Origin of the sequence: Schaalia georgiae DSM 6843 (genome assembly GCF_000429245.1) — a bacterium.
GTDB classification, from domain to species: Bacteria; Actinomycetota; Actinomycetes; order Actinomycetales; family Actinomycetaceae; genus Pauljensenia; species Pauljensenia georgiae.
In genome coordinates this window covers 287,289-309,067 of sequence record NZ_KE386870.1, presented here as the reverse complement: position 1 = coordinate 309,067, position 21,779 = coordinate 287,289, and the positions used below count along the sequence as shown (strand labels likewise).

Genomic DNA, 21,779 nt, shown 5'->3' with positions numbered 1-21,779 from the left:
TTCAAACAAGGATCAAGACCCTCCGGCCAACTGTGGATAACTTGAGCGCCATTCCCCCATACACGCGCTAGGCGCGGTACCTTGGGATAGTGACTATGACACCGCTCAAACTTGCCGCCCTGGCCACCGTCGCCGTCCCAGGGCTACAGGTGACGGGACTGCGCGCCGATTCCTACAGCGACGAGGTGCGCTCCGTCGCCAATATCGTGGACGCCTCCGGCAACAGGTGGACCGTCACATGCTCCAACGAGACGATCGCCGGTCCCGCCGCCGAGGCCGAGGCCGCGATCCTCCAGCGCCTGGCCACCACCCACGATGTGAGCCGCATCCCCTTCGACGTCCCGCGCATCAAGGGGACGACCCGCACCCGCGACGGGAACCGCGTCTACGTCCACCAAGACCTCGGAGGCAGGCCGTTGGAGGACTCGGATCTGGCTGACGACCCTCTGCTGCCCGCCTCGCTCGGGCGCGCCCTCGCCGCGCTGCACAACCTGCCCGAGCGCGTCTACACCGACGTCTCCGTGCCCTCGCACAGCGCCATCGAGTGCCGGGCCAGTCTGCTCTCCATGCTCGACGAGACGCCCGCCCGGGCCGCTGTTCCCGTGAACCTGCGGATGAGGTGGCAGGGCGCCCTCGACGACCTGTCCCTGTGGCGGTTCCCGCCCGCGCCCATCCACGGGGACCTGCAGGGCAATGCCGTCTACGTCTCAAGGGGATCCGTCGTCGGCATCGCGGGTTTCACCTCCGCGTGCGTCGGCGACCCCGCAGTCGATATCGCGTGGGTGCAGGCCGTCGCCTCGGACGCGTTCCTGGAGAAGTTCCGCGAGGCGTACTCGCGCGAGCGGGAGGCCACGGACCTCCACCTGTTCACCCGCGCGCAGCTCATGAGCGAGCTCGCCTTGGTGCGGTGGCTGCTCCACGGGGCCCACACCGACGATCCCTCGGTGGTCGAGGAGGCGCGCGCCATGCTCGCCGACCTGTCCTCGGACCTGGGGGAGCTGAGGTTGGTCGAGTCACGCCCCCACTCCAGCGCCGACGACCTGCTCTCCGACACGCCCATCGCCTCCGCGACGCCGCGGCGCGCCCCGGAGCACGAGGAACAGACAGGAGCAGGGCACCGCGGGACCGGGCACGAGGAACAGACAGGAGCAGGGCACCGCGGGACCGGGCACGAGGAACAACAGGCAGGAGCAGGGCACCGCGGAGCGCGCGGCGACCAATCCCCCGCCCGCGCCGGGGACAGGCCCGGAAGGCGGCGCGCCAACAGGGACGGGGCCGACCGCGCGCCTGAGCCCCGGCGCACGCGGATCGCGGCGCCCCCCGCGCCCGCTGAGCGCCGCCGGGCGGGCTCGCCAGCCCACGCCGCACGCCCCGGGGAGGCCGAGGAGCGCACGCCCCCAATGCCCTCGCGCCTGGCGCGAAGGCTCCAGCGCGGCGAGGCGGACCCCCACGCGGCCACCGAGCGCCTCACCCTGGGACCCGACGGGCAGCCCCGGCGCTGAGGACGGAGACCCCCCGCACCTCCAGCGTGCGGGGGGAGCCGGGAACCCGGCTCACAGGTCCTTCGCGGCCTCCAGTTCGGCGACGCGGGCATCCAGGTCCTCCACCTGCGCCCTCAGGATCGCGGCCTCCTCCGTGAGGCGCCGTTTGTCCTCGTCGGCTCGCGACAGATCCACCGAGTAGCGCAGCGCGAGGAGCAGCAGGACGACTCCCGCCAGGAAGAAACCGAGGTTGAGGGGCACCACCACGCCCAACGAGTGGGCCATCCACTTGAGCACTGGTGGGAACAGCGAGAACAGGGCCGTGAAGAACGCGATGACGAACCACCACAGGCCGTAGCGCTCCTTCATCCCGGAGTTCCGCATCTTGAGGAAGACGGTGATCAGGATGATGACGGCGAAGACGAGTCCGAGGATGTACGTGGGGCTCATGCGCCCTCCTTCACGCCCTGGGCGCCCGTCGTCGGGGCGGGCGCACCCTTCTTCTTCCTCGGAGCGGGCCTGGAGAGGGCGACCACCAGGGCCACCATCGCCCTGACGAGGAACTTCGCGGATTTCACGGGGTTGTGCGACGGCTCCCCGCCTGCGCGCGGGCGCATCTCGACGCCCACTTGCCGCACGGTGAGGTCCGAGCGCGCGGCGATGACGAGCGCCTCGATCGTGTCGCCCAGGTACTCGGCGGGGTAGTTGTGGATGAACAGGGCCAGCGCGCGGGGCCCGTAGAGCTTGAAGCCGCTGGTCGTGTCCTTCAGGGGCGTGCGGCACACGCGCGACAGCATGGCCGACAGCATCCCCATCGCCCACTTGCGGGGGCCCCGCACCGAGTAGTCGCCCTTGCCGGAGAAGCGGGCGCCGATGACGACGTCCGCCCCCTCCTCGTCGGCGCGGTCGATGAGGGCCTGGATGTCCTTCGGGTCGTGCTGCCCGTCGGCGTCGAGCTGGCAGGCGTGGGTGTACCCGGTGCGCACCGCGTACTGGAAGCCGGCGCGCATGGCGCCGCCCACCCCCAGATTGAGCGGCAGGTCGAGGACCCGCACTCCCCGGGTGCGCGCGATGGCCGCTGTGGAGTCCGTGGAGCCGTCGGAGACGACGAGGACGTCGGCGCCGGCGGGCTTGTGCTCGAGCACGTCGTCGAGGACCATGCCGAGCACTTCCTCCTCGTTCCACGCCGGGATGATGATGAGAAGACGGTCGGGCATCGCGGGCATCACTCGGCGTCGCGCGCCAGCAGGTCCAGCAGGTACTGGCCGTATCCGGACTTCACCAGGGGCTCGGCGCGCTGGCGCAGGCCCTCGTCGTCGATGAAGCCCATGCGCCAGGCCACTTCCTCGGGGGCGCCGATCTTCATGCCCTGGCGGGCCTCGACCGTGCGCACGAATGACGTGGCGTCGGCGAGGGAGTCGAAGGTCCCGGTGTCCAGCCACGCGGTGCCGCGGGGCAGCACCTCGACCTTGAGCTTCCCGGCCCGCAGGTAGGCGCGGTTGACGTCGGTGATCTCGTACTCGCCACGGGCGCTGGGCTCCAGGTCGCGGGCGATCGCGACCACGTCGTTGTCGTAGAAGTACAGGCCCGGGACCGCGTAGTTCGACTTCGGCCTGGCGGGCTTCTCCTCGATGGACAAGGCGGTGAAGTCCGCGTCGAACTCGACGACGCCGTAGGCCCTGGGGTTGGACACGTGGTAGGCGAAGACCGCTCCTCCGTCGGGATCGACGTGCCTGCGCAGCTGCGTGCCCATCCCGGGGCCGTAGAAGATGTTGTCGCCCAGGACCAGGGCGGCCGGGTCGGAGCCGATGTGGTCGGCGCCCAGGACGAACGCCTGGGCGAGGCCGTTGGGCTCGCGCTGGACCGTGTACGTGATGTTGACGCCCAGCTGCGAGCCATCGCCGAGCAGGCGGTGGAACGACGGGGCGTCATGGGGCGTGGTGATGACCAGGACGTCCTGGATGCCCGCCAGCATCAGCGTTGACAGCGGGTAGTAGATCATCGGCTTGTCGTAGACCGGGACCAGCTGTTTGGACGTTCCCAGGGTGATGGGGTTCAGCCGGGTGCCCGAACCGCCGGCAAGGATGATGCCTTTCATGGTTTCCTCCGCTTGTGCTTCACCCGCACCAGGGCGGGCATCACTCCAATTATGCCCGTAAACGCCCGGCGCGGCACGCACCCCGGCCCATCATGGCCTACCGCACGTCCCCTCCGGCGGGCCAGTGGCGCGCCCGGGCGGGCGCGTCCGATAGGATTTGAGGTGTCCGAAGCGCCGTCGAAGGAAGAGGAACACGCATGGTGCCCACCGCTAAGCCCCTGGGGATCGAGACCACTCCCATCCCGGGGTTCCTCCGCATCGACCTCACGGTCCACGGGGACAACCGCGGCTGGTTCAAGGAGAACTGGCAGAGGGAGAAGATGGTGGGGCTGGGGCTGCCCGACTTCCGACCCGTGCAGAACAACATCTCCTTCAACGACGAGGTGGGCGTCACCCGCGGCATCCACGCCGAGCCGTGGGACAAGTTCGTCTCCGTCGCCACGGGGCGCGTCTTCGGCGCATGGGTGGACCTGCGCGAGGGCCCTTCCTTCGGCACCGTGTACACGACCATCATCGACCCGGGCACCGCGGTGTTCGTCCCCAAGGGCGTGGGCAACGCCTACCAGACCCTGGAGCCCGCCACCGCGTACACGTACCTGGTCAACGCACACTGGTCCCCCGACGCGCGCTACACGTTCCTCAACCTCGCCGACGAGACGGTGGCGGTGCCCTGGCCGATCCCGCTTGAGCGGGCGGTCCTGTCGGACAAGGACCGCGCCCACCCGCGCCTGGCCGATGTCACCCCCTTCCCCGCCCCCTGCGGCCCCAGGGTGCTGGTGACCGGGGCGAACGGGCAGCTGGGCCGCGAGCTCATGCGCCAGTTGCCCGCTGCGGGCTTCGAGGCGACGGGCGTGGACCTGCCCGAGGTCTCCATCGCCGACGCCGACCAGATGGAGCGCTTCGACTGGTCCCCCTTCGACGTGGTCGTCAACGCGGCCGCGTGGACCGACGTCGACGGCGCCGAGACCCCCGACGGCAGGCGCGCCTCGTGGCTGGCCAACGCCACCGGGCCGGCGAACCTGGCGCGCGCGTGCGCCTCCCACGGCCTCACCCTGGTCCACATCTCCTCCGAGTACGTTTTCGACGGGTCGGCCGCGGTGCACCTGGAGGACGAGGCGCCCTCGCCCCTGGGTGTGTACGGCCAGTCCAAGGCCGGCGGGGACGCCGCCGTGCTCGCGGCCCCGGAGCACTACCTGGTGCGCACCGCCTGGGTGGTGGGCGACGGGAAGAACTTCATCCGCACGATGGCGTCCCTGGCGCGTTCCGGGGTGCGGCCCCAGGTGGTCGACGACCAGGTCGGGCGCCTCACCTTCACGACGGACCTGGCCGCGGGCATCATCCACCTCTTGTCCACCCGGGCCCCCCACGGCACCTACAACCTCACGGGCGAGGGCCCGGTCATGAGCTGGGCGGACGTGGCCACCCGCGTGTACGAGCTGCTGGGGCACGACGCCTCCGAGGTCACCCGAGTGTCCACCGAGCAGTACTACGCGGACAAGGGAGGGGCGCCGCGCCCCCTCAGCTCCGTCCTGGACCTGGCGAAGATCGAGGGGGTGGGCTTCACGCCCGGGGACTCCTCCGCCCGCATCGACGCCTACGTGGCGTCCCTGGCCTAGCAGCCCGCCTTTAGCGCGATGGCCCCGCCCCCCGATGGGGGCGGGGCCATCGCGCGCACGGGGCCTTTCGCGGCCTCAGCGGCGGAAGTCGGTCCTACTCGACCCGCCAGGCGCGGACGAAGAAGACGCCTGTGAGCACGGCGACCAATGCGCCGCCGGCCGCGAGCGTCACGGCCGCTCCGGAGCCAGCGGTTCTGCCCGGTGCCGCGGCGGCCATTTCGGGTTTTTTCGCTATTCTCATTCCATTCTCCATGCTCGAACGACAGTACGTCCGACGGCAATGCTACCAGCGCGCCGCCTGTGGCGGGGCCGTCGGGCGCGAGCATCCGCGCAGGGCCGCCGGCCACCGCCTGGATGGCGCGGATCCGCGGCGCCCGCAGTGGGCGATCCCATGATGCGCTCCGTTGGCCGCCGCAGCGGAGCGGGGGCGCAGCCTGGCGCGCGCCAGGCTGCGCCCCCTCCCGTAATCGGGCCGGACGGAGGGGTCAGCCGAAGTAGGACTTCATCATCGCGAGGATGTCGTACCCGTAGTTGCGCGCGGTGGCCCACCCCGTTCCATTGGGGTTCTCCTGCGCGCCGAGGTACTCGACGTAGGGGGCAGAGCCCTTCGGCACGTAGGAGAAACGGGGGTCGACGAGCGGGTTCGCCAGGGACGCGGCCGTAGCGCCCGTGTCCGCGTAGGCGCGCAGGTGCTGGACCTGGGCGCGCAGGCCCGTGCGCACGTCGGGGAACGAGGCCCCGCCCGCGCCGCCGCCGACCGCCCCGATCCCGGCGAAGTTGAACTGGTCGACGGACACATCACCGCCGAAGCCCAGCCAGCCCGTCTCCTTCATGGCCTGGGTGAAGACGAGCTCCGGGGAGACGCCCTCGGCGACCGCCTCGTCGTAGGCGATGGCCGCGAAGTCGTTGATAGTCGGGGCACCGCCCGCAGCGAGAGAGGCCGGGTAGTCGTACCCGGAGTCGTCGAATGCGGCGACCATCGAGGCGATGACTGCCGCCCGCTGGGCCGTGGGCACGGCCATGACGGGGCGCATGTCCGAGGCGGTCGTCCCGCCCGAGGCGTATCCGAGCCATTCGCCCGAGGCGGCGAAGACCGACTCCCTGCCGTCGACGACGACCGTGCCAGTGGCCATCGCGCCGGAGCCGGGGTTCAGGTAGTACCAGGAGCCGCCCTTGCTCAGCCACCCTGTGGTCATGGAGCCGGAGGACCCCAGGTGGAACCACCTGCCGCCGTCCTCGACCCACCCGGTGCGCATCGCGCCCGAGACGGGGTCCAGGTAGTACCAGGAGCCGCTGATCGCGGCCCACCCGGTGGCCATCGCGCCGGAAGCGGGGTCGAGGTAGTACCAGGAGCCGCCCTCGCTCAGCCACCCTGTGGTCATGGAGCCGGAGGACCCCAGGTGGAACCACCTGCCGCCGTCCTCGACCCACCCGGTGCGCATCGCGCCCGAGACGGGGTCCAGGTAGTACCAGGACCAGCCGTCCGGGATCCACCCCGTGTCCATGCGCCCGGAGGCGCCCAAGTGGTACCAGGCGCCGCCGTCCTCCGCCCACCCGGTCGCCATCGCGCCGCTGGAGCCCAGGTAGTACCAGGCGCCGTCGATCTGCCGCCACCCGGTCTGCATGGCGGTGGAGCCGTCGAAGTAGTACCAGCGCCAGCCGATGACCTGCCAGCCGGTGACGGTGTAGCCCTCGGAGTCGCCCCAGTACCACACGCCCCCCACGGAGAACCAGCCGGTGAGGTATTTGCCGTCGGCTCCGAAGCGCCATCTGCCGCCTTCGTTGTGCCAGGTGCCCTTGGAGAGCCCTAGCGCCTGGGCTATGCCCGCGGCGTCGGCCATGGCGAGGGACTGGACGAATCCAGGCTCGCGCAGCCGCGCGGCGTCGGAGGCGGAGGTGAGGAAGGCGTGCTCGACGATGATGCCCGTGAGGTTGGACAGGCGCGCGTGCCTGCTGATCGCGTAGTAGTCGCCGGTGGAGCCGTCCGGGTAGTCGTAGTAGGGGTTGTCGCGGGTCTTGGTGCCGCGGTCGGCCAGGCCCAGCGACGTGAGCTGGTTCTGGATCGCGGTGGCCAGGGCGGCCCCCTGGGTGTGGGTGGAGTAGTTGTAGGAGCTGGCGTTGGGGTACCAGACCTCGGCGCCGTTGGCCCCGGCCGATCCGGAGTTGAAGTGGAGGGAGACCAGGGCGCTGGCCCCCGCGGCCACGGAGGATGCGACGCGCGCACTGAGGTCCTGGCTGATGTTCTCCGAGGGCCGTGAATCGTCCTCGCGGGTCATGTGGACCCTCACGCCCTGGTAGGTCTCGAGTTCCGCTTTGAGGGCGCGGCCGACGGCGAGCGTGAGGTCCTTCTCAACGAGCCCGTTGGCGCTGGCGCCCGGGTCGGATCCGCCGTGCCCGGGGTCGAGGGCGATGACGATGCCGTCCGCGGCGCCCGCCTGGGGCGCCAATGGCGCGATCATGGCGCCGACGGCGAGCGCGAGGCCTATCGCGAGGGTTTTCCACAGGGGGCGCATATCAATCCTTCATGTTGTGTGTGGGCATTTTGTGATAATAGATTCTCGTGCGACACATGTAAACATGATGCTGGATACACTTACAGACAAGTATCAACTGGAAGGGCCGTCGATCCCCAGTGCCGCGAGCGCCGCGAGCTTGGAGCTGCGGACGGCCGAACGGTGCTGGCGGACCCACCGCCACAGGCGCAAACGGTCCCAGCCCCCTTCCGCCGCCCTTTCCGCGACGGCCACCATCGCCCCCGCCACCGCGGCCGCGTCAAGGCGCACCGCGGCCCCCAGGTCGGCCGATGCGACGTCCTGTGCCGCCTCGCCCTCCCCCGCGTAGACCACGGGGGTCCCCGCGGCCAGCGATGACAGGATCTTCGTCGGGTACGCGTAGGAGTAGCCGCCCGGACGCAGGGACGCCAACGACGCCGTCGCCGCCGCGAGCCAGGCGTGCGCCTCGTCGGCGCTGACCGGCGCGTGGAAGGACACCCCCTCGACGCCGCGCGCCCTCTCGCGCAGGGCCTCCCACCCGCTCCCCTGCCCCAGGAAGACGAGGCGGGCCCCCGGCAGGCGCGGCCCCGCCAGGCGCAGGGCGTCGACGAAGACCTCGGGCGCCAGCCACGGCGCCACCGTGCCCGCGTAGACGAACACTGGGCCCTGCCCGCCGGGGAAGCCCTCGGGGAGGGGGCCGGGGAAGGGCGGGCGCGAGCAGTCCACCCCGTTGGGGACCACGGCGACGCCTTCCGCGCCCAGGCGCCGCGCGCACTCCGCCACCCCCGCCGACACTGCGATCACGCGCTCCGCCCCGCCCAGGGCGAAGCGCTCCAGTGCCCGCGCCCCGACCACGACGGGGCGGGGCGCGCCCCCGGCCGCGGCCGCGTCGGAGACGATGTCGGCGGCGTAGTACACGTATGGGACCCCCCTGGCGGCGCAGGCCAAGCGCACGGCGGACCCGGTGGTGGGCGGCGGTTCGCACACGACCAGGGCCGGCCTCGGGCACGCGAGCAGGCGCCCCACCAGGGGGGCATCGAAGGACAGGTAGGGGACGTAGCCGCGCACCGCTCCCGTCGCGTCGCGCAGCACGGGGGCGCGGCGGACCCGGACACGCCCCCCGGGCGCCGGTGAGGGGCGGCGGGGCCGCGGCGCCCCCTCCCCGGCGCCCGGGGCGATGCGGCTGGTCAGGACGAGCACGTCGCTGCCCCCTTCGGCCAGGGCGGCGGCGAAGGCGCTCAGGCGCAGGGCGGCGGCAGTGGGCTCGGGGGCGAAGGTGCGGGTGGCGACCACCACGGGCGCACCCGGGACCCGCCAGGGCCGGAAGGCCCCCCAGCGCCAGCGGCCCCTCACCGCGCCCCCCCGCCGCCGATAGTGATCCGCGGGACGCCGCGCCACAGGGCGGGGTCGGTGATGCCCCTGCCGTCCACGAGCAGGCGCGCACCGGGCGCGTCGGCGGGCTCCAGGCGCGCGTACTCGGGGTGGTCGGCCTGGACGATGACCACGTCAGCGCCCTCCCCCAGGTGGAAGGGATCCCAACCGAATCCGGCCAGCTCCTCGTCGGTGTACAGGGGGTCGTGGACGAGGACCGCGGCGCCGGCTCCGCGCAGTGCCTCCACCGTGGGGAAGACGCCGGAGAAGGCGGTCTCCTTCACCCCGCCCCTGTAGGAGGCGCCCAGGACGGCGACGCGCATGCCCTCCAGGCCGCCCAGCACCTCCGCCGCGCGGGAGACCGCGTAGGCGGGCATCGCCGCATTGGCCTCCCTGGCTGCGCGCACGACCGTGGCGCCGGGGTCGGTGGACAGGTACAGGCGCGGGTAGACGGGGATGCAGTGCCCGCCCACCGCGATGCCGGGGCTGTGGATGTGGGAGTAGGGCTGGGAGTTGCACGCCTCGATGACCCGCCCTATGTCGAAGCCCGCCCGGTCGGCGTAGACGGCGAACTGGTTGGCCAGGCCGATATTGACATCGCGGTAGGTGGTCTCGGCGAGCTTGGCCATCTCGGCGGCCTCGGCGCTGCCCATGTCCCACACGCCGTTGGGGCGGGGCAGGTCGTCGCGCTCGTCGAAGTCGAGGACGGCCTCGTAGAAGGCGATTCCAGCCCGGGTGCCGGCCTCGTCCAGGCCGCCCACGAGCTTGGGGTAGCGGCGCAGGTCGGCGAAGACCCGGCCGGTGAGAACCCTCTCGGGACTGAAGACGAGGTGGAAGCCATCGCCCTCGCGCAGGCCGCTGATCCGCTCGATCATGGGTTTGAAGCGGCCCCGCAGGGCGCCTACCGGCAGTGTGGTCTCGTAGGAGACGAGGGTCCCGGGATCCAGGTGCTCGGCCAGGGAGCGGGTGGCGGCGTCCATGAGCGAGAAGTCAGGCTCCCAGGTGGCGTCATCGACGAAGAGGGGCACGACAACGACGACGGCGCCGGCCCCGGGCACCGCCTCCCCGTAGCAGGTCGTCGCGCGCAGCCGCCCGCCGCCCACCGCCTCGCGCAGGCGCGCGCCCAGGTGCGCCTCCCCGGGGAAGGGCTCGGCGCCGGCGTTGACGGCAGCCACGACGGCGGGGTCGGTGTCCACGCCCACAACACTGTGCCCTTTTCCCGCGTAATGGACAGCCAGGGGCAGGCCGATCTTTCCGAGTGCGACGACAGCGATGCGCATGGGGCTCCTCCGTTGACAACGCCGAACAGTCTAGTGTCAAGATCGTCCGGAATATAATCACGCGCGCGCGGAAGGGCCCCGGCCTGAGAGTATTGAGAGCAAGCGGCAGTCAGGCGCGAGGAGAGCACAGCGCGACACGAGCGCGATTTAGTTGCTTTTCCAGTAACCGCTGGTACTCTGTGGCGAGTCTCATTCACACACACTGAAAGACGGACACGTGCATACCTATATCAAACGCCCTGTGCGCGCGCTCGGAGTAGCGCTCGCACTCGCCCTCGCCTTCCCCGGGGTGGCGCTCGCCGCCTCTGCCACCAGGGCCGTCGTCCAGGACGAGGGACCCTCCGGATACCGCCTCGTGTGGCATGACGAGTTCGACGGCGACCGCCTCGACTCCTCGAACTGGGACTACCAGCTCGGCGGCTGGGGCGACAACACGCAGCAGGTGTACAGGCGCGAGAACGTGAGCGTCCACGGCGGATCCCTCCACCTGACCGGCAAGTACTCGCCGGGCACCCCCACCCGGGACGGGGGAACGCAGACCACTTCCTCCCGGGACTTCACCAGCGGGTTCGTGCAGTCCAAGAACCTCCGCGCCTTCACCTACGGGTACTTCGTCGCCCGCGTCAAGCTCCCCAAGTCCCGTTCCTCGTGGTCCGCGTTCTGGCTCTCCCCCCAGAACGGCGCCTACGGCGGATGGCCGCGCAGCGGCGAGATCGACGTCTTCGAGTCCAAGGGCAGCCTGCCCGGGTTCGTCCAGTCCAACGCCCACTGGTTCTCCGAGGCGAGCGCCAACCCCCGCCGCCAGCAGCGCCCCAACAACAGCACGCGCAACACAACCGTGAACACCCAGGACGGGTTCCACACCTACGCGTTGCAATGGGAGCCCACGAAGCTCACCTTCTTCCTCGACGGCGCCAAGACCCATGAGATCACCGGGCCGTTCACAGGAATGGAGCACCACGGGGCGGGGGCGCCCTTCGACAGCGCCTTCTTCCTGCGCCTCAACCACGCGATCGGCGGCAAGTTCCTGGGCGACACCCCCTACCAGGACGCGCACACGGCGCGCGCCGACTACGAGGGCGACGGGGCCGACATGGAAGTGGACTACGTGCGCGTGTTCCAACGCGCCACTGACACGCTGCCCCCCGGCGGCGGCTCCTCCTCCGGCGGCAAATGGGTGGGCGATGCGAGGGGCTGGTGGTGGCGCCGCGCGGACGGCACCTTCCCCTCCTCCACCTCTATGACGATCAACGGGCGCATTTACCGCTTCGATTCTTCCGGGTACATGCGCACCGGATGGGTGCTCGACAATGGCTACTGGTACTACCACGACGCCTCCGGCGCCCAGCGCACCGGATGGATCAACACCGGCGGCCACTGGTACCACCTCGGCTCCGGCGGCGCCATGGAGATCGGATGGGTCCAGGTCGGGGGCTCCTGGTACTACCTCGGCGCCTCGGGGGCCATGACCACGGGATGGCAGAAGATCGAGGGCTCCTGGTACTACATGGACTCCAATGGGGTGATGCTCACGGGAACCCACTGGATCGACGGCGCCTGGCGCACCTTCAACAGCTCGGGCGTGTGGATCGGTTGACCCGGCCCCCGGGGTCCCCCGCGTAGGATCGTGCCCATGACCGCGCGCGAAGGACTCAACCTCCTCGTCTACCCGTCCCCCCTGGAGTCCGCAGGGCGTCTGGCCAAACTGGCGCTCTCCCTCCAGGGATCCGGGATGTTCGGGATGACCGAGGTCGTGGGTATCGCCCTCCCGGGAGCCCCGCAGGAGGAGGGCCTCGCCCCCGGCGCGCTGCTGAGGCGCGTGCCGGGGGCGTCCCTGCGCTCCCCCATGGGGGCGCTGCGGATCCTCGTCGCGTGGCAGTGGCGCGTCTACCGGCGCTACAGGAGGGCGCACGTGACGGCCATCGCCGCCCAGAACCTCTTCATGCTGCCGATGTGCCACCGCCTCGCGCGGCGCACCGGCGCGGTCCTGGCCTACAACTGCCACGAGCTGGAGACCGAGACCATCGCCTCACGCGGCCTGCGCCGGCGGATCCAGCGCGCGATCGAGCGCCGCTACATCCGCCGGGCCGACGTGGTCTCAGTGGTCAACGACTCCATCGCGCGGTGGTACCGGGAGGCTTACCCGGGGCTGCGGGTCGAGGTCGTTACGAACGCCCCCCTTCCCAGCACCGGGCGCATGGACCTGCGCGATCGCCTGGGGATCCCCGACGCCGCACTCCTCTACGTCCATGCCGGGTTCTTGGCCCCCGGGCGCAATATCGAGGCGATCCTGGCGGCCTTCGAGCGCGTGCCGGGGGCGCACGTCGTCTTCCTCGGCGACGGGGCACTCGGCCCGCAGGTGCGCCTCGCTGCCGAGCGCTGCCCGAACATCCACTGGCTGCCGCCGGTGCCGCCCGACCAGGTCGTGGCGCACATGCGGGGCGCCGACGCGGCCCTGTGCCTCATCGAGTACTCCTGCCTGTCCCACCGCCTGTCGACGCCGAACAAGATGATGGAGGGCTTCGCGGCGGGAATCCCCGTGCTGTGCTCGGACCTTCCCGAGGCGCGCCGCCTCCTGGGCCCGCAGGCCGGGACGTGGATCCTCGCCGACCCGCGCGCAGGCCTCGAGCCCGCGCTGCGGCGCATAAGCAAGGCCGATGTCGAAGCCTTCGAGGCCCCCGGGATCCCCGGCTGGGACGAGGGCGCCGACCGGCTGGTCGCGGCCTACGGGCGGGCCATCGCCGGCCGGAGGAACCGAGGGGGGACGCCGTGCGCGTGATGTCCGTCGTGGGAGCCCGCCCCCAGTTCGTCAAACTCGCCCCCATCGACTGGGCGCTGCGCGAGGCGGGGATCGACCACGTCATCGTCCACACCGGGCAGCACTACGACCCGCTGCTCTCCGACGTGTTCTTCTCCGACCTGCGCATCAGCCCACCCGACGAGCACCTGGGCGTGGGCTCGGGCACCCACGGCGTCCAAACGGGCCGGATGCTGGCCGCGATGGACCCCGTCCTGGCCCGCCACCGCCCCGACTGGGCGCTCGTGTACGGGGACACGAACTCGACGCTCGCCGCCGCCCTGGCCGCTGTGAAACTCCACGTCCCCACGGCGCACCTGGAGGCCGGCCTGCGGTCCTTCAACCGGTCGATGCCCGAGGAGGTCAACCGGGTCCTCACCGACCACGCCGCCGACCTGCTGCTGGCGCCGACAGCCGCCGCCGCCGCGCACTTGGAGGCGGAGGGGCTGGGGGGCCGCTCCGTCGTGGTCGGCGATGTCATGGCCGATGTCCTGGCGCGCGTGCGCGACGAGGTCGCCGGACAGGGCCCCTCCGCTGTCGAGCGCTCACTCAGCCTCACGGCCGGCTCCTACTCCCTGGCCACCATCCACCGCCCCTCCAACACCGATGACCCCGCACGCCTCGACGCCCTCCTCACGTCACTGGGGAGGGTGGGCCACCCGGTCGTCCTCCTCGCCCACCCGCGCCTCGTCGCGGCGTGCAAGAGGGCGGGCATCGCCATCGCCCGGGGCGGCCTTGCCCCGCACCCTCCCCTGCCCTACCCGGAGCTGGTGGGCGCCATGATGGGCGCGCGCGGCGTCATCACCGACTCCGGCGGCTTGCAGAAGGAAGCCTTCTTGCTGCGCGTGCCCGCCACGACCGTGCGCGCGGAAACCGAGTGGGTCGAAACGGTGGAACTGGGGTGGAACATCCTCGTGGGCACCGGCGACGACCTGGTCCGGGCCGCATCCCGGCCCCGGCCCGCCGACACCGACGCCGCCCCTTACGGCGACGGGCGCGCAGCGCCCCGCGTCGCCCGCCTCCTGGCCGAGCGCGCCCGCTAGGCGGTGCCACGTGAGCCGTCGGACCCGCTGCCCTTCAAGGCATCCGCCGTCCCTCTATCCGCTGGGCGGTGTCGCGTGAGCCGTCGGACCCGCCGCGTTCTCGGAGGATCCGCCGAGCGGGTCCACAGTCTTCGCAGCGGGTCCACAGTCCAACCAGCCGCGACCGCCGCCTTCCCAGAGGACCGGCGGAATGGGTCCGCGTTCTTCGCAACGGGCCCGCCGCCTTCCTGGCCGTGTTCCCCGTCCCACCCCGCGCGCCCGCCGCACGCCATCAATGCCACCAGACCCCCATTGCACTGCCCCACCGTCCTCCCGTCAGGGTTCTGTATCGGAGAACATCTTGGTCAATGCCTCGCGCAGACTATTCCGCAGGCGACGCCGCGTTCTCAAAGGGAAGTCGCGCCCGCGGGGCGGGCACTCGGCCGGTATCTAGAAGGTACGCCACGTTTTCAAAGGGAAAGCTCGCCCGTGGATCGGACGCGGGTGCTGTTTTGCAAGCGAAGTGGAGTTTTCAAAGGGATACCGTCACTTTGCAAGCGTTATAACACTTGCAAAGTGTGGTATCGCTGTACAAGTGGAGGTATCTCTATGAAAGCGGCCCCCGCCGCTCCACCCCTGCGCGATGCGCCCAGGTGCGGTGGCCGAACCGCGCCCACCAGGCTGTGCCTCATGAGTCGCCGGACCCTGATGATCAATACAATGAGGTACGTCTCAAGGGTAAAAGCGCTTGCGCGCTTCCCCGGCCGCTTCACGCACGACTCCGGGGCACCGTCACGAGGCGCAATCCGAGCGCACCACGTCATGCGCGACTAGTCACATAATCGGAGAGCAGAATGGATTTCATCGAAACACTGTCTGAAAGCGGTTGGGCGCAATCGCCATCGATTCGCGACGCCCTCGTCGAGCGCGGACTCCCCATTCCGGACCGCGACTACCTCTCCACCGCATTCGACGAATCGGTGTGGCAGGACGCCCGCGCTTCCTGCGGGTGGCTCAGCGAGCACTTCGCCAAGGCGCGCTATTCCAACAGCACCGTCTACGGACCGCTTCTCGTGCCGAATCCAGAGCGGTTCGATGTCCGCACAGCGCTGCCCATCCACGTGCGCGAAAGCCAGCACGAGATCACGAAGCCGGATTTCATTGACGAGCATTTGCCCTATGGGGCGGACCACGCCTGTCCGGAATCGGACTGGACGTTGTTCGCCGCGCTTGTCTCTGAAGCGGGTATCGCCATGGGCAGCTACAACGAGGTCACGGCGGCGCCTGCCGGCGTCTATTCGGTCGGCGGTTACGACACCCGTCTCCTGATGACGCGCCAGCTATGGTGCTCTTTAGTCTTGCAGAGCCCTCTGCCGCCCGATTCAGAACTGCGCTCCCGCTGGACGTTCTGCCTGTTCGCCGGAGAAGAGACGGTCGATGAGCGCGTCGTGTCGGGGACCGTTCTCCACGGTCAGGTGCGCCAGCGGCTCGGAAAGGCGACCCGCGGCAGCGCCCCGGCGCGCGTCCGGCCAGCCCTCCGCATCGGCTGTTCCTCGCACTAGCGGGCGCTGGCGGCGGCGCGCCCGGCGGCCTGGGAGGCGGACGGACCGAGCTGGCCCCTTGTAGGGGGCGGAGTGGCCGCCCGGTTACGGGAGCGCCTGGTCGCCCCGGCCCACCCCTCGTAGCGGGCGGTGACCACGATCCTGACTGGCAGGTTCCACGGTGGCCGACTCAGCCCGCCTTCTCGTAGCGGGTGGGGATCGCAGTCTCGCCCTCGGAGAGGCGCCACGCCTGGTAGGGCAACTCGTTGCGCGAGCGGATGTGGCGCTCCTGGGCGCGCGCGAGCGCCTCGCTCCCCCACATGCGCGGGTCGATCCTGCCGTCGACGACCAGGGGGATCTGCAGCGGTCGGGCCCCCCGCGCCTGGAGCGCGTCGGCGGCCCCGTCGAGGGGGACGCCGACCAGCAGGAGCTCCTCTGCGGCGTACCCCTCCTCGCCTACGACACGCCCGGCTGCCTTCATGCCCCCGACCGTGGACTTCGACTCGGACTTCTTGGCGACGGGCCTCATGCCACCGCCCGAGTCCTCGCGCGCGACCACCTTGTACACGAGCGCGGCCGTGGGCACGCCCGAGCCCGTCACCAGCCGGGTCCCCACCCCGTAGGAGTCCACAGGGGCGGCGCCCAGTGCCGCGATCGCGTACTCGTCCAGGTCCGAGGTCACCGTGATCTTCGTAGACGTCGCCCCCATCGCGTCGAGCTGGCCGCGCACTTTGAACGCCTGCGCCACCAGGTCGCCCGAGTCCAGGCGCACCGCTCCGAGTTCGCCGCCCGCCGCGCGGGCCGCCTCGACCGCGTTGACGACGCCCTGGGCGACGTCGTAGGTGTCGACGAGCAACGTGGTGCCCGGGCCGAGGTTGGCGACCTGGGAGTCGAAGGCCGCGCGCTCGTCGTCGTGCAGCAGTGTGAAGGCGTGCGCGGCGGTCCCGATCGCTCGGATCCCGTAACGCTTGGCGGCCTCGAGGTCGGAGGTCCCCTGGAACCCCCCGATGACGGCGGCGCGGGCCGCTGAGACGGCGGCGCGCTCGTGGGCACGTCGCGCCCCCATGTCCATGCAGGGCCGCCCGTGGGCGGCGATCGTCATGCGCGAGGCCGCCGAGGCGACGGCGCAATCGTGGTTGAGTATCGACAGGAGGAGCGTCTCCAGCACGGTGCACTCCGCGAAAGTGCCCTGGACGGTGAGCAGGGGCGAGCCCGGGAAGTAGCACTCGCCCTCGGCGTAGCCCCAGATCGTTCCCGAGAAGCAGAAGTCCGCGAGATAGTCCAGCGCGCGCTCGGAGACGATCCCATTGTCGCGCATCCACTCGATCTGCTCTGAGTCGAAGGTGAAGCGCTGCAGTGCCTCGAGGATGCGGCCAGTGCCCGCCACGACGCCGAACCTCCGCGTCGCGGGGAGCCTGCGCCCGAAGACCTCGAACACGCACCGCCGCTGGGCCGTACCATCGTGGAGCGCCGCGTCGAGCATGGTGAGCTCGTACATATCTGTGAGGAAAGAGGATGACGGAGAGGCTGCCATGTGACGAGGATACCGTGTTCGGCTGGTCACGAGTGGGGCGAAAACGGTATTCAAGACGCGCCGGGGACAATAGGCTTGGGACATGGCCACCACTGCACCCCGCACAGACGCGCGCCCGCGGGCGCGCGCCGAGGCGTGGGCGCGCGCCTACGAGATCCCCCTATGGCGAGCAATCGTCTGGGACGATCCCGTCAACCTCATGGGGTACGTGACGGCGGTCCTCCAACGGCACTTCGGATACTCCCGCGCCAGGGCCCACGAGCTCATGATGCGCGTCCACACGACGGGCAGGGCCGTCGTCAACTCCGGGCCGCGCGAGCGGATCGAGGCGGATGTCGTGGCACTGCACACGTACGGCCTGCGCGCCACGATGGAGCCCGCGCCAGCGGGCGCCCAAGCGCACTGAGGGCGCCGAGATGGGCCCCTTCACACGCGACGGCGCGTACTACTCGGCGCGCATCGACCGGCGCTCGCTCCTGCTGCTGCGCCAACTCGTCTCCGAGATCCTGGTGGTCCTCGACGATCCCAGCGACGCCGAGGGGATGTCGATCATGGTGTCGGCGTCGACCGGCCCCGAGGACAAGCGCGACGCCCCCGTGGAGCGCTCGCTGGAGTTCCTGCTGCCGCCGATGAGCGCGGACGCGCAGACCGCCCAGTCGTTGCGCGCCTTGACCGAGGACATCGTGCGTTCGGACAAGTCCCGCCGGCTGCGCGCCTTCTGGCGGATCCTCGACGGGGCCGCTCCGGTGCGCGGGCACCCCCGGGCCTCCGACTCCGACGAGGCCGACCTGCGCGTCAGGGCCGCCGACGCTTGGCAGTGCCTGGGCGCCCTCAACGACATCCGCCTGGGACTTGCGGGGGAGCTGGGGATGGCGACCACCTCGGACGCGGAGGCGGTGGAGGCCCTGGCCATGAGCGAGCCCACGGGCGAGCACACGCAAAGCGTCGCCATAATCTATATGCTCGTTACCTGGTGGCAGGATTCACTCCTGACGGCCATGCAAGAGCACCACGAGGACTGAGGGTCACATACATGAACAACGCCCCGATCGGTATTTTCGACTCGGGCCTGGGGGGCCTGACCGTCGCGCGCGCGGTCATCGACAAGCTCCCGGACGAAGAGGTCGTGTACCTGGGCGACACCCGTCACACGCCCTACGGCCCCCGGCCGGTCGCGCAGGTGCGCACCTACACCCTCGCATGCCTCGACCAGTTGGCCTCCATGGGCGTCAAAGCGCTCATCATCGCCTGCAACACCGCGACGGCCGCCGCCCTGGCGGATGCCCGGGAGCGCTACTGGGTGGACGCCGGCATCCCGGTCGTCGAGGTCATCACGCCCGCCGCGCGCCAGGCCGTGACGGCGACCAGGAACGGGCGCGTCGGCGTGATCGGGACCCGGGCGACGATCCAGTCCGAGGCATACTCCCACGTCCTCGCCGCGGTCCCCGGATTGAGCCTCACCCAGCGCGAGTGCCCGCGTTTCGTGGAGTTCGTCGAGGCGGGGATCACCACCGGCGCAGAGCTCGAGGCTGTGGCCACGCAGTACCTGGCCCCCCTCAAGGAGGCGGGCGTGGACACCCTGGTCCTCGGCTGCACGCACTACCCTCTGCTCACGGGCGTGATAGGGCGCGTCATGGGAGAGGAAGTCGCCCTGGTGACCTCCTCCGAGGCGACTGCGAACGTCACTTACAACGAACTCGTCGATCGGGATCTGCTCCACGAGCCCCGCGGCGGCGTCTCGCCGTGCCACCAGTTCTACTCGACCGGCGGGAGCGGGGACTTCGGGCGCCTCGCGCGGCGTTTCCTGGGCCCCGAGGTGTCGGCGGTCCGCACGATGGCCGTCGAGGGCGCAGAGCTATGAGGCTCACGGTCGTCGGCGCGACAGGGTCGATGTCGGGCCCGGCCTCCCCTGCCTCGTGCTATCTGGTCCAGGCCGAGGGGCGGTGCCCCGTATCCGGCCTGCTCAGAACCTTCTCCGTGCTACTCGACCTGGGGCCGGGGTCTTTCGGCGCCCTATGGCGGTACATGGACCCGTGCGACATCGACGCCCTGTTCCTGTCCCACTGCCACGCGGACCACATGGGCGACATCATCTCCTTGCAGGTGCACCGCAAGTGGGGGCCGGCCAGGGACCTGGCGCCCCTGCTGCTCCTGGGGCCCGACGGCACCCTGGGCCGTGTGCGCCAGATCGAGGGCGCGGTGGGGCTGGAGGACTACTCCGGCGAGTTCGCCTTCGCGAGGGTCGATTCCGCGACCGTGGTCCGCGTGGGGCCGCTGTTGCTGCGCGCGTTCCCCGGCCGGCACTCCATCGAGGCTTACGGCGTTCGGGTGGAGGGGCCCAGCGAGGCCGACCCCGACCGGACGGTCTCCCTGTTCTACACGGGGGACACCGACGAGTGCCCCTCCATCGTCGAGGGCGCGCGGGGCGCTGACCTACTGCTGTCCGAGGTCGGTTTCACGTCCGCAGACCGGGTGCGGGGCATCCACATGGACGGCCTGCGCGCCGGGCGGGTGGCCGCCGAGGCGGGGGCGGGCATCCTGGTCGCGACACACATCCAGCCGTGGACCAGCCACGAGCTGGTGCGCGCTGAGTTGACGCGCACTTGGGACGGGCCTTTGAGTTTCGCGCGCGGGGGCGCCGTTTACGAGCTGTAGGGCGCTCCCTACTCGGTGACGGTGGAATCGTGGTGGCGCGTCCACTCCAGCAGGTGCGCCGCGACGCGGGCGGGCGCTCCCGCCTCGTCCCACCCGTGGTTCTTACGGCGCAGAAGGATCTGACGTGTGCCCAGGGTCGGCAGAGGTGTGACGCGCATCCCCTCGAAGTTCGCCCCCGACAGGGCCATCGCGGGCAGGACGGTGGAGCCCACCCTGGCTCGCACGAGAGCGCGGGCGACGTCATAGGTCGTGTACGTGTGCGGGGCCCAGTGCGTCGCGGGCAGCGACTTCGTGATGCGGCGCATGACATGGTCGCCCGTGGATCCGGGGGTGGTGCGCAGCCACGTGAGCTCGCCCAAATCCGCGATGGAGCCGATGGCGGGGGCCGAATCGGGTGTGACCAGCACCCACGGCTCGTCGATGAAGGGGGTGTCCGTGTAGCCGCGCGGCGCGATCCCGGGTTCCTCGTCGCGCTCGATCACCAGCAGGTCGAAGGCCCCCGTGCGCAGACGCGCCATCCCGGGCTGCTCGTCGGTCTCCTCGATGCGCAGATCCACGCCCGGCAGGTTCTCGTCGAGGGTGGCCAGCGCCGGGATCAACGTGGAGCGGATCACCGTGAGGAACGCCCCAATAGTGGCAGTCCCCGTGACCTGGCCCGTCAGGGGCCGCAACGCCTTGAGCGTCTCGGCGATCTCGGTGCTGATGCGCTCCCCGCTGTCGGCCACGATCCTGCCCGCGGGGGTGAGGACCGCGCCCGCAGTCGTGCGCTCGACCAGTTTGAGGCCGACCTCGTCCTCGAGCTTCTGGATCTGCTGGGACACGGCCGAGGGCGAGACCATGAGGATGTCCGCGGCGGCGACGATGCCCCCTTCACGCCCGACGGCCATGAGAAAGGGGAGCCTGCGGGGGTCGATGTCCATATCCATCCTCCTTTAAGTGATCCTTCATGATCACTATAGAACTATTCAATTGCACTTGATTGGTTAACGGGGCACCATTGTCGGCATGGCAATCCCCTCTCTCGCGATCACAGTTCTCGGCTGGCTCGGCGCCGCCGCTTCAGTAGTGGCCTACTACCTGGTGTCCTCCAAGCGCTTCGCCCCCGACTCGTTGCGCTACCACTCCCTCAACGTCACCTCGTGCATGCTGCTCGCCACCGCGTGCGCCTCGACGGGGGCATGGCCGTCGTTCCTGACGAACACGATCTTCATCGCCGTTGGCGCGCACATGATCTGGCACGTGCGCGACCGCCTCAAGAGCCGGGCCCTGCGGATCGTCCGGGCGTGCAGCCCGAGGCGGGCACTGCGGGCCCTCCGCCCCGCACGGGCACACTGACCCGTTGGGACGCGGCGGGCGAACCGACCCATTGGGACTCAGGACGCGGGGCGCGGGCATTGCCCGCGCCCCGCGGGTTCACAGTCGGCAGTCCCCGGTGGCCCGCACCCGCTACCCCGGCCGATGGACGAAGACCCCGGACACCCCGCCTCCACCGGCCGACCCCGCGCAGCGGATCGAAAGCTCCGCACACACACCGCCGATTCCCCTCCAACGGTTGTTCATTGAATCGTCAAGACTCAGTCAGTGAGCAGAGCTTGAACACGCGTGAAGGAAGTGTCGATTGATTAGCGGGGAAACCAATGCCACTATTGTTGTGTCAGACGACTGACTGATCGTGCGGAACTCGACGAGGAGTAACACCATGTTCCACCGCATCCCCGAGCTGTTCTCCACCTTCCTCCAGCGGCACCGTTGGCGCTGCCAGCAACAACGCAACGACCTGCAGTTCTGCCTGGACCGGCCGATCTTCGGCGCACTCACCGCCAGGTGAGGGGCGGCAACTCCCTGCACGCGACGAGGACCGCCCCCGGCCACCTGGGGGCGGTCCTCCGTTC

At 70.5% G+C, this 21,779-nt stretch carries 21 protein-coding genes; 12 read left to right on the top strand and 9 right to left on the bottom strand.

Features of this window, described 5'->3' with window-relative positions:
• Positions 1-95: 95 nt before the first annotated feature.
• Positions 96-1,502, top strand: a complete 1,407-nt coding sequence (locus G447_RS11550; protein ID WP_026430928.1) for a phosphotransferase — start codon at positions 96-98, stop codon at positions 1,500-1,502.
• 51 nt (positions 1,503-1,553) lie between these two features.
• Here the strand turns inward: G447_RS11550 and G447_RS0109860 are convergent, their stop codons facing one another.
• The 3 genes from G447_RS0109860 to rfbA are packed head-to-tail and all read right to left on the bottom strand — an operon-like array spanning position 1,554 to position 3,579.
• A complete protein-coding gene (locus G447_RS0109860) occupies positions 1,554-1,931 on the bottom strand; it encodes a DUF2304 domain-containing protein (RefSeq protein WP_026430927.1) in 378 nt (125 codons plus the stop codon).
• Positions 1,928-2,698, bottom strand: a complete 771-nt coding sequence (locus tag G447_RS11545; RefSeq protein ID WP_034477159.1) for a glycosyltransferase family 2 protein — start codon at positions 2,696-2,698, stop codon at positions 1,928-1,930. Before G447_RS11545 ends, G447_RS0109860 begins: the two co-directional genes overlap by 4 nt.
• 8 nt (positions 2,699-2,706) lie before the next feature.
• Entirely contained in the window at positions 2,707-3,579 is an 873-nt protein-coding gene (rfbA, locus tag G447_RS0109850; RefSeq protein WP_026430926.1) for a glucose-1-phosphate thymidylyltransferase RfbA, read from the bottom strand.
• A 197-nt stretch (positions 3,580-3,776) separates the two neighbouring features.
• Here rfbA and G447_RS0109845 point away from each other — a divergent pair, with 197 nt between their 5' ends.
• Positions 3,777-5,195 carry a sugar nucleotide-binding protein gene (locus G447_RS0109845; protein ID WP_005867654.1) on the top strand — a complete coding sequence of 473 codons (1,419 nt, stop codon included), beginning with the start codon at positions 3,777-3,779 and terminating at the stop codon, positions 5,193-5,195.
• A 94-nt stretch (positions 5,196-5,289) separates the two neighbouring features.
• Here G447_RS0109845 and G447_RS12430 read toward each other — a convergent pair whose 3' ends face one another.
• The 4 genes from G447_RS12430 to G447_RS0109825 form a co-directional block, all read right to left on the bottom strand.
• Complete coding sequence (locus G447_RS12430) at positions 5,290-5,436, bottom strand: hypothetical protein (RefSeq protein WP_165577613.1); 147 nt, start codon at positions 5,434-5,436, stop codon at positions 5,290-5,292.
• 244 nt (positions 5,437-5,680) lie between these two features.
• The gene (locus tag G447_RS0109835) at positions 5,681-7,708 is read right to left on the bottom strand and encodes an N-acetylmuramoyl-L-alanine amidase (RefSeq protein ID WP_026430925.1); all 2,028 of its coding nucleotides are present in this window, start codon (positions 7,706-7,708) and stop codon (positions 5,681-5,683) included.
• Positions 7,709-7,801: 93 nt separating this feature from the next.
• Positions 7,802-8,983 carry a glycosyltransferase gene (locus G447_RS0109830; protein WP_026430924.1) on the bottom strand — a complete coding sequence of 394 codons (1,182 nt, stop codon included), beginning with the start codon at positions 8,981-8,983 and terminating at the stop codon, positions 7,802-7,804.
• A gap of 53 nt (positions 8,984-9,036) precedes the next feature.
• Entirely contained in the window at positions 9,037-10,338 is a 1,302-nt protein-coding gene (locus G447_RS0109825) for a nucleotide sugar dehydrogenase (protein WP_005870757.1), read from the bottom strand.
• Between the two features lie 217 nt (positions 10,339-10,555).
• Here G447_RS0109825 and G447_RS0109820 point away from each other — a divergent pair, with 217 nt between their 5' ends.
• The 4 genes from G447_RS0109820 (at position 10,556) to G447_RS11540 (ending at position 15,719) form a co-directional block, all read left to right on the top strand.
• On the top strand, positions 10,556-11,935 hold the full coding sequence (locus G447_RS0109820) for a glycoside hydrolase family 16 protein (protein WP_026430923.1): 1,380 nt from the start codon (positions 10,556-10,558) through the stop codon (positions 11,933-11,935).
• A 36-nt stretch (positions 11,936-11,971) separates the two neighbouring features.
• Complete coding sequence (locus tag G447_RS0109815) at positions 11,972-13,117, top strand: glycosyltransferase (RefSeq protein WP_026430922.1); 1,146 nt, start codon at positions 11,972-11,974, stop codon at positions 13,115-13,117.
• Positions 13,108-14,178, top strand: coding sequence for a non-hydrolyzing UDP-N-acetylglucosamine 2-epimerase (gene wecB, locus G447_RS0109810; protein ID WP_026430921.1), 1,071 nt, complete (start codon positions 13,108-13,110; stop codon positions 14,176-14,178). The genes G447_RS0109815 and wecB overlap by 10 nt, the downstream gene beginning before the upstream one ends.
• An 833-nt stretch (positions 14,179-15,011) precedes the next feature.
• Complete coding sequence (locus G447_RS11540) at positions 15,012-15,719, top strand: hypothetical protein (RefSeq protein WP_034477017.1); 708 nt, start codon at positions 15,012-15,014, stop codon at positions 15,717-15,719.
• 169 nt (positions 15,720-15,888) lie between these two features.
• Here G447_RS11540 and G447_RS0109800 read toward each other — a convergent pair whose 3' ends face one another.
• A complete protein-coding gene (locus G447_RS0109800; protein ID WP_026430920.1) occupies positions 15,889-17,232 on the bottom strand; it encodes a nicotinate phosphoribosyltransferase in 1,344 nt (447 codons plus the stop codon).
• 82 nt (positions 17,233-17,314) lie between these two features.
• Here G447_RS0109800 and clpS point away from each other — a divergent pair, with 82 nt between their 5' ends.
• Genes clpS through G447_RS0109780 form a run of 4 tightly spaced genes read left to right on the top strand, consistent with a single transcriptional unit; the run spans position 17,315 to position 19,887 of the window.
• Positions 17,315-17,638 carry an ATP-dependent Clp protease adapter ClpS gene (clpS, locus tag G447_RS0109795; RefSeq protein ID WP_026430919.1) on the top strand — a complete coding sequence of 108 codons (324 nt, stop codon included), beginning with the start codon at positions 17,315-17,317 and terminating at the stop codon, positions 17,636-17,638.
• 10 nt (positions 17,639-17,648) lie between these two features.
• Entirely contained in the window at positions 17,649-18,254 is a 606-nt protein-coding gene (locus G447_RS0109790; protein WP_005868086.1) for a DUF2017 family protein, read from the top strand.
• An 11-nt stretch (positions 18,255-18,265) separates the two neighbouring features.
• The gene (murI, locus tag G447_RS0109785; protein WP_026430918.1) at positions 18,266-19,093 is read left to right on the top strand and encodes a glutamate racemase; all 828 of its coding nucleotides are present in this window, start codon (positions 18,266-18,268) and stop codon (positions 19,091-19,093) included.
• Positions 19,090-19,887: an MBL fold metallo-hydrolase gene (locus tag G447_RS0109780; protein WP_026430917.1), complete on the top strand. Its 798-nt coding sequence runs from the start codon at positions 19,090-19,092 to the stop codon at positions 19,885-19,887. The genes murI and G447_RS0109780 overlap by 4 nt, the downstream gene beginning before the upstream one ends.
• Before the next feature lie 8 nt (positions 19,888-19,895).
• Here the strand turns inward: G447_RS0109780 and G447_RS0109775 are convergent, their stop codons facing one another.
• Entirely contained in the window at positions 19,896-20,807 is a 912-nt protein-coding gene (locus G447_RS0109775; protein ID WP_005868075.1) for a LysR family transcriptional regulator, read from the bottom strand.
• Positions 20,808-20,892: 85 nt separating this feature from the next.
• On the opposite strand from G447_RS0109775, the gene G447_RS0109770 reads away from it, so the two are divergent.
• Together G447_RS0109770 and G447_RS12495 are read left to right on the top strand one after the other, a co-directional pair.
• Positions 20,893-21,222: a CBU_0592 family membrane protein gene (locus G447_RS0109770; RefSeq protein WP_026430916.1), complete on the top strand. Its 330-nt coding sequence runs from the start codon at positions 20,893-20,895 to the stop codon at positions 21,220-21,222.
• A 364-nt stretch (positions 21,223-21,586) separates the two neighbouring features.
• Entirely contained in the window at positions 21,587-21,715 is a 129-nt protein-coding gene (locus G447_RS12495; RefSeq protein ID WP_207382546.1) for a histidine kinase, read from the top strand.
• The last annotated feature ends 64 nt before the right edge of the window (positions 21,716-21,779 follow it).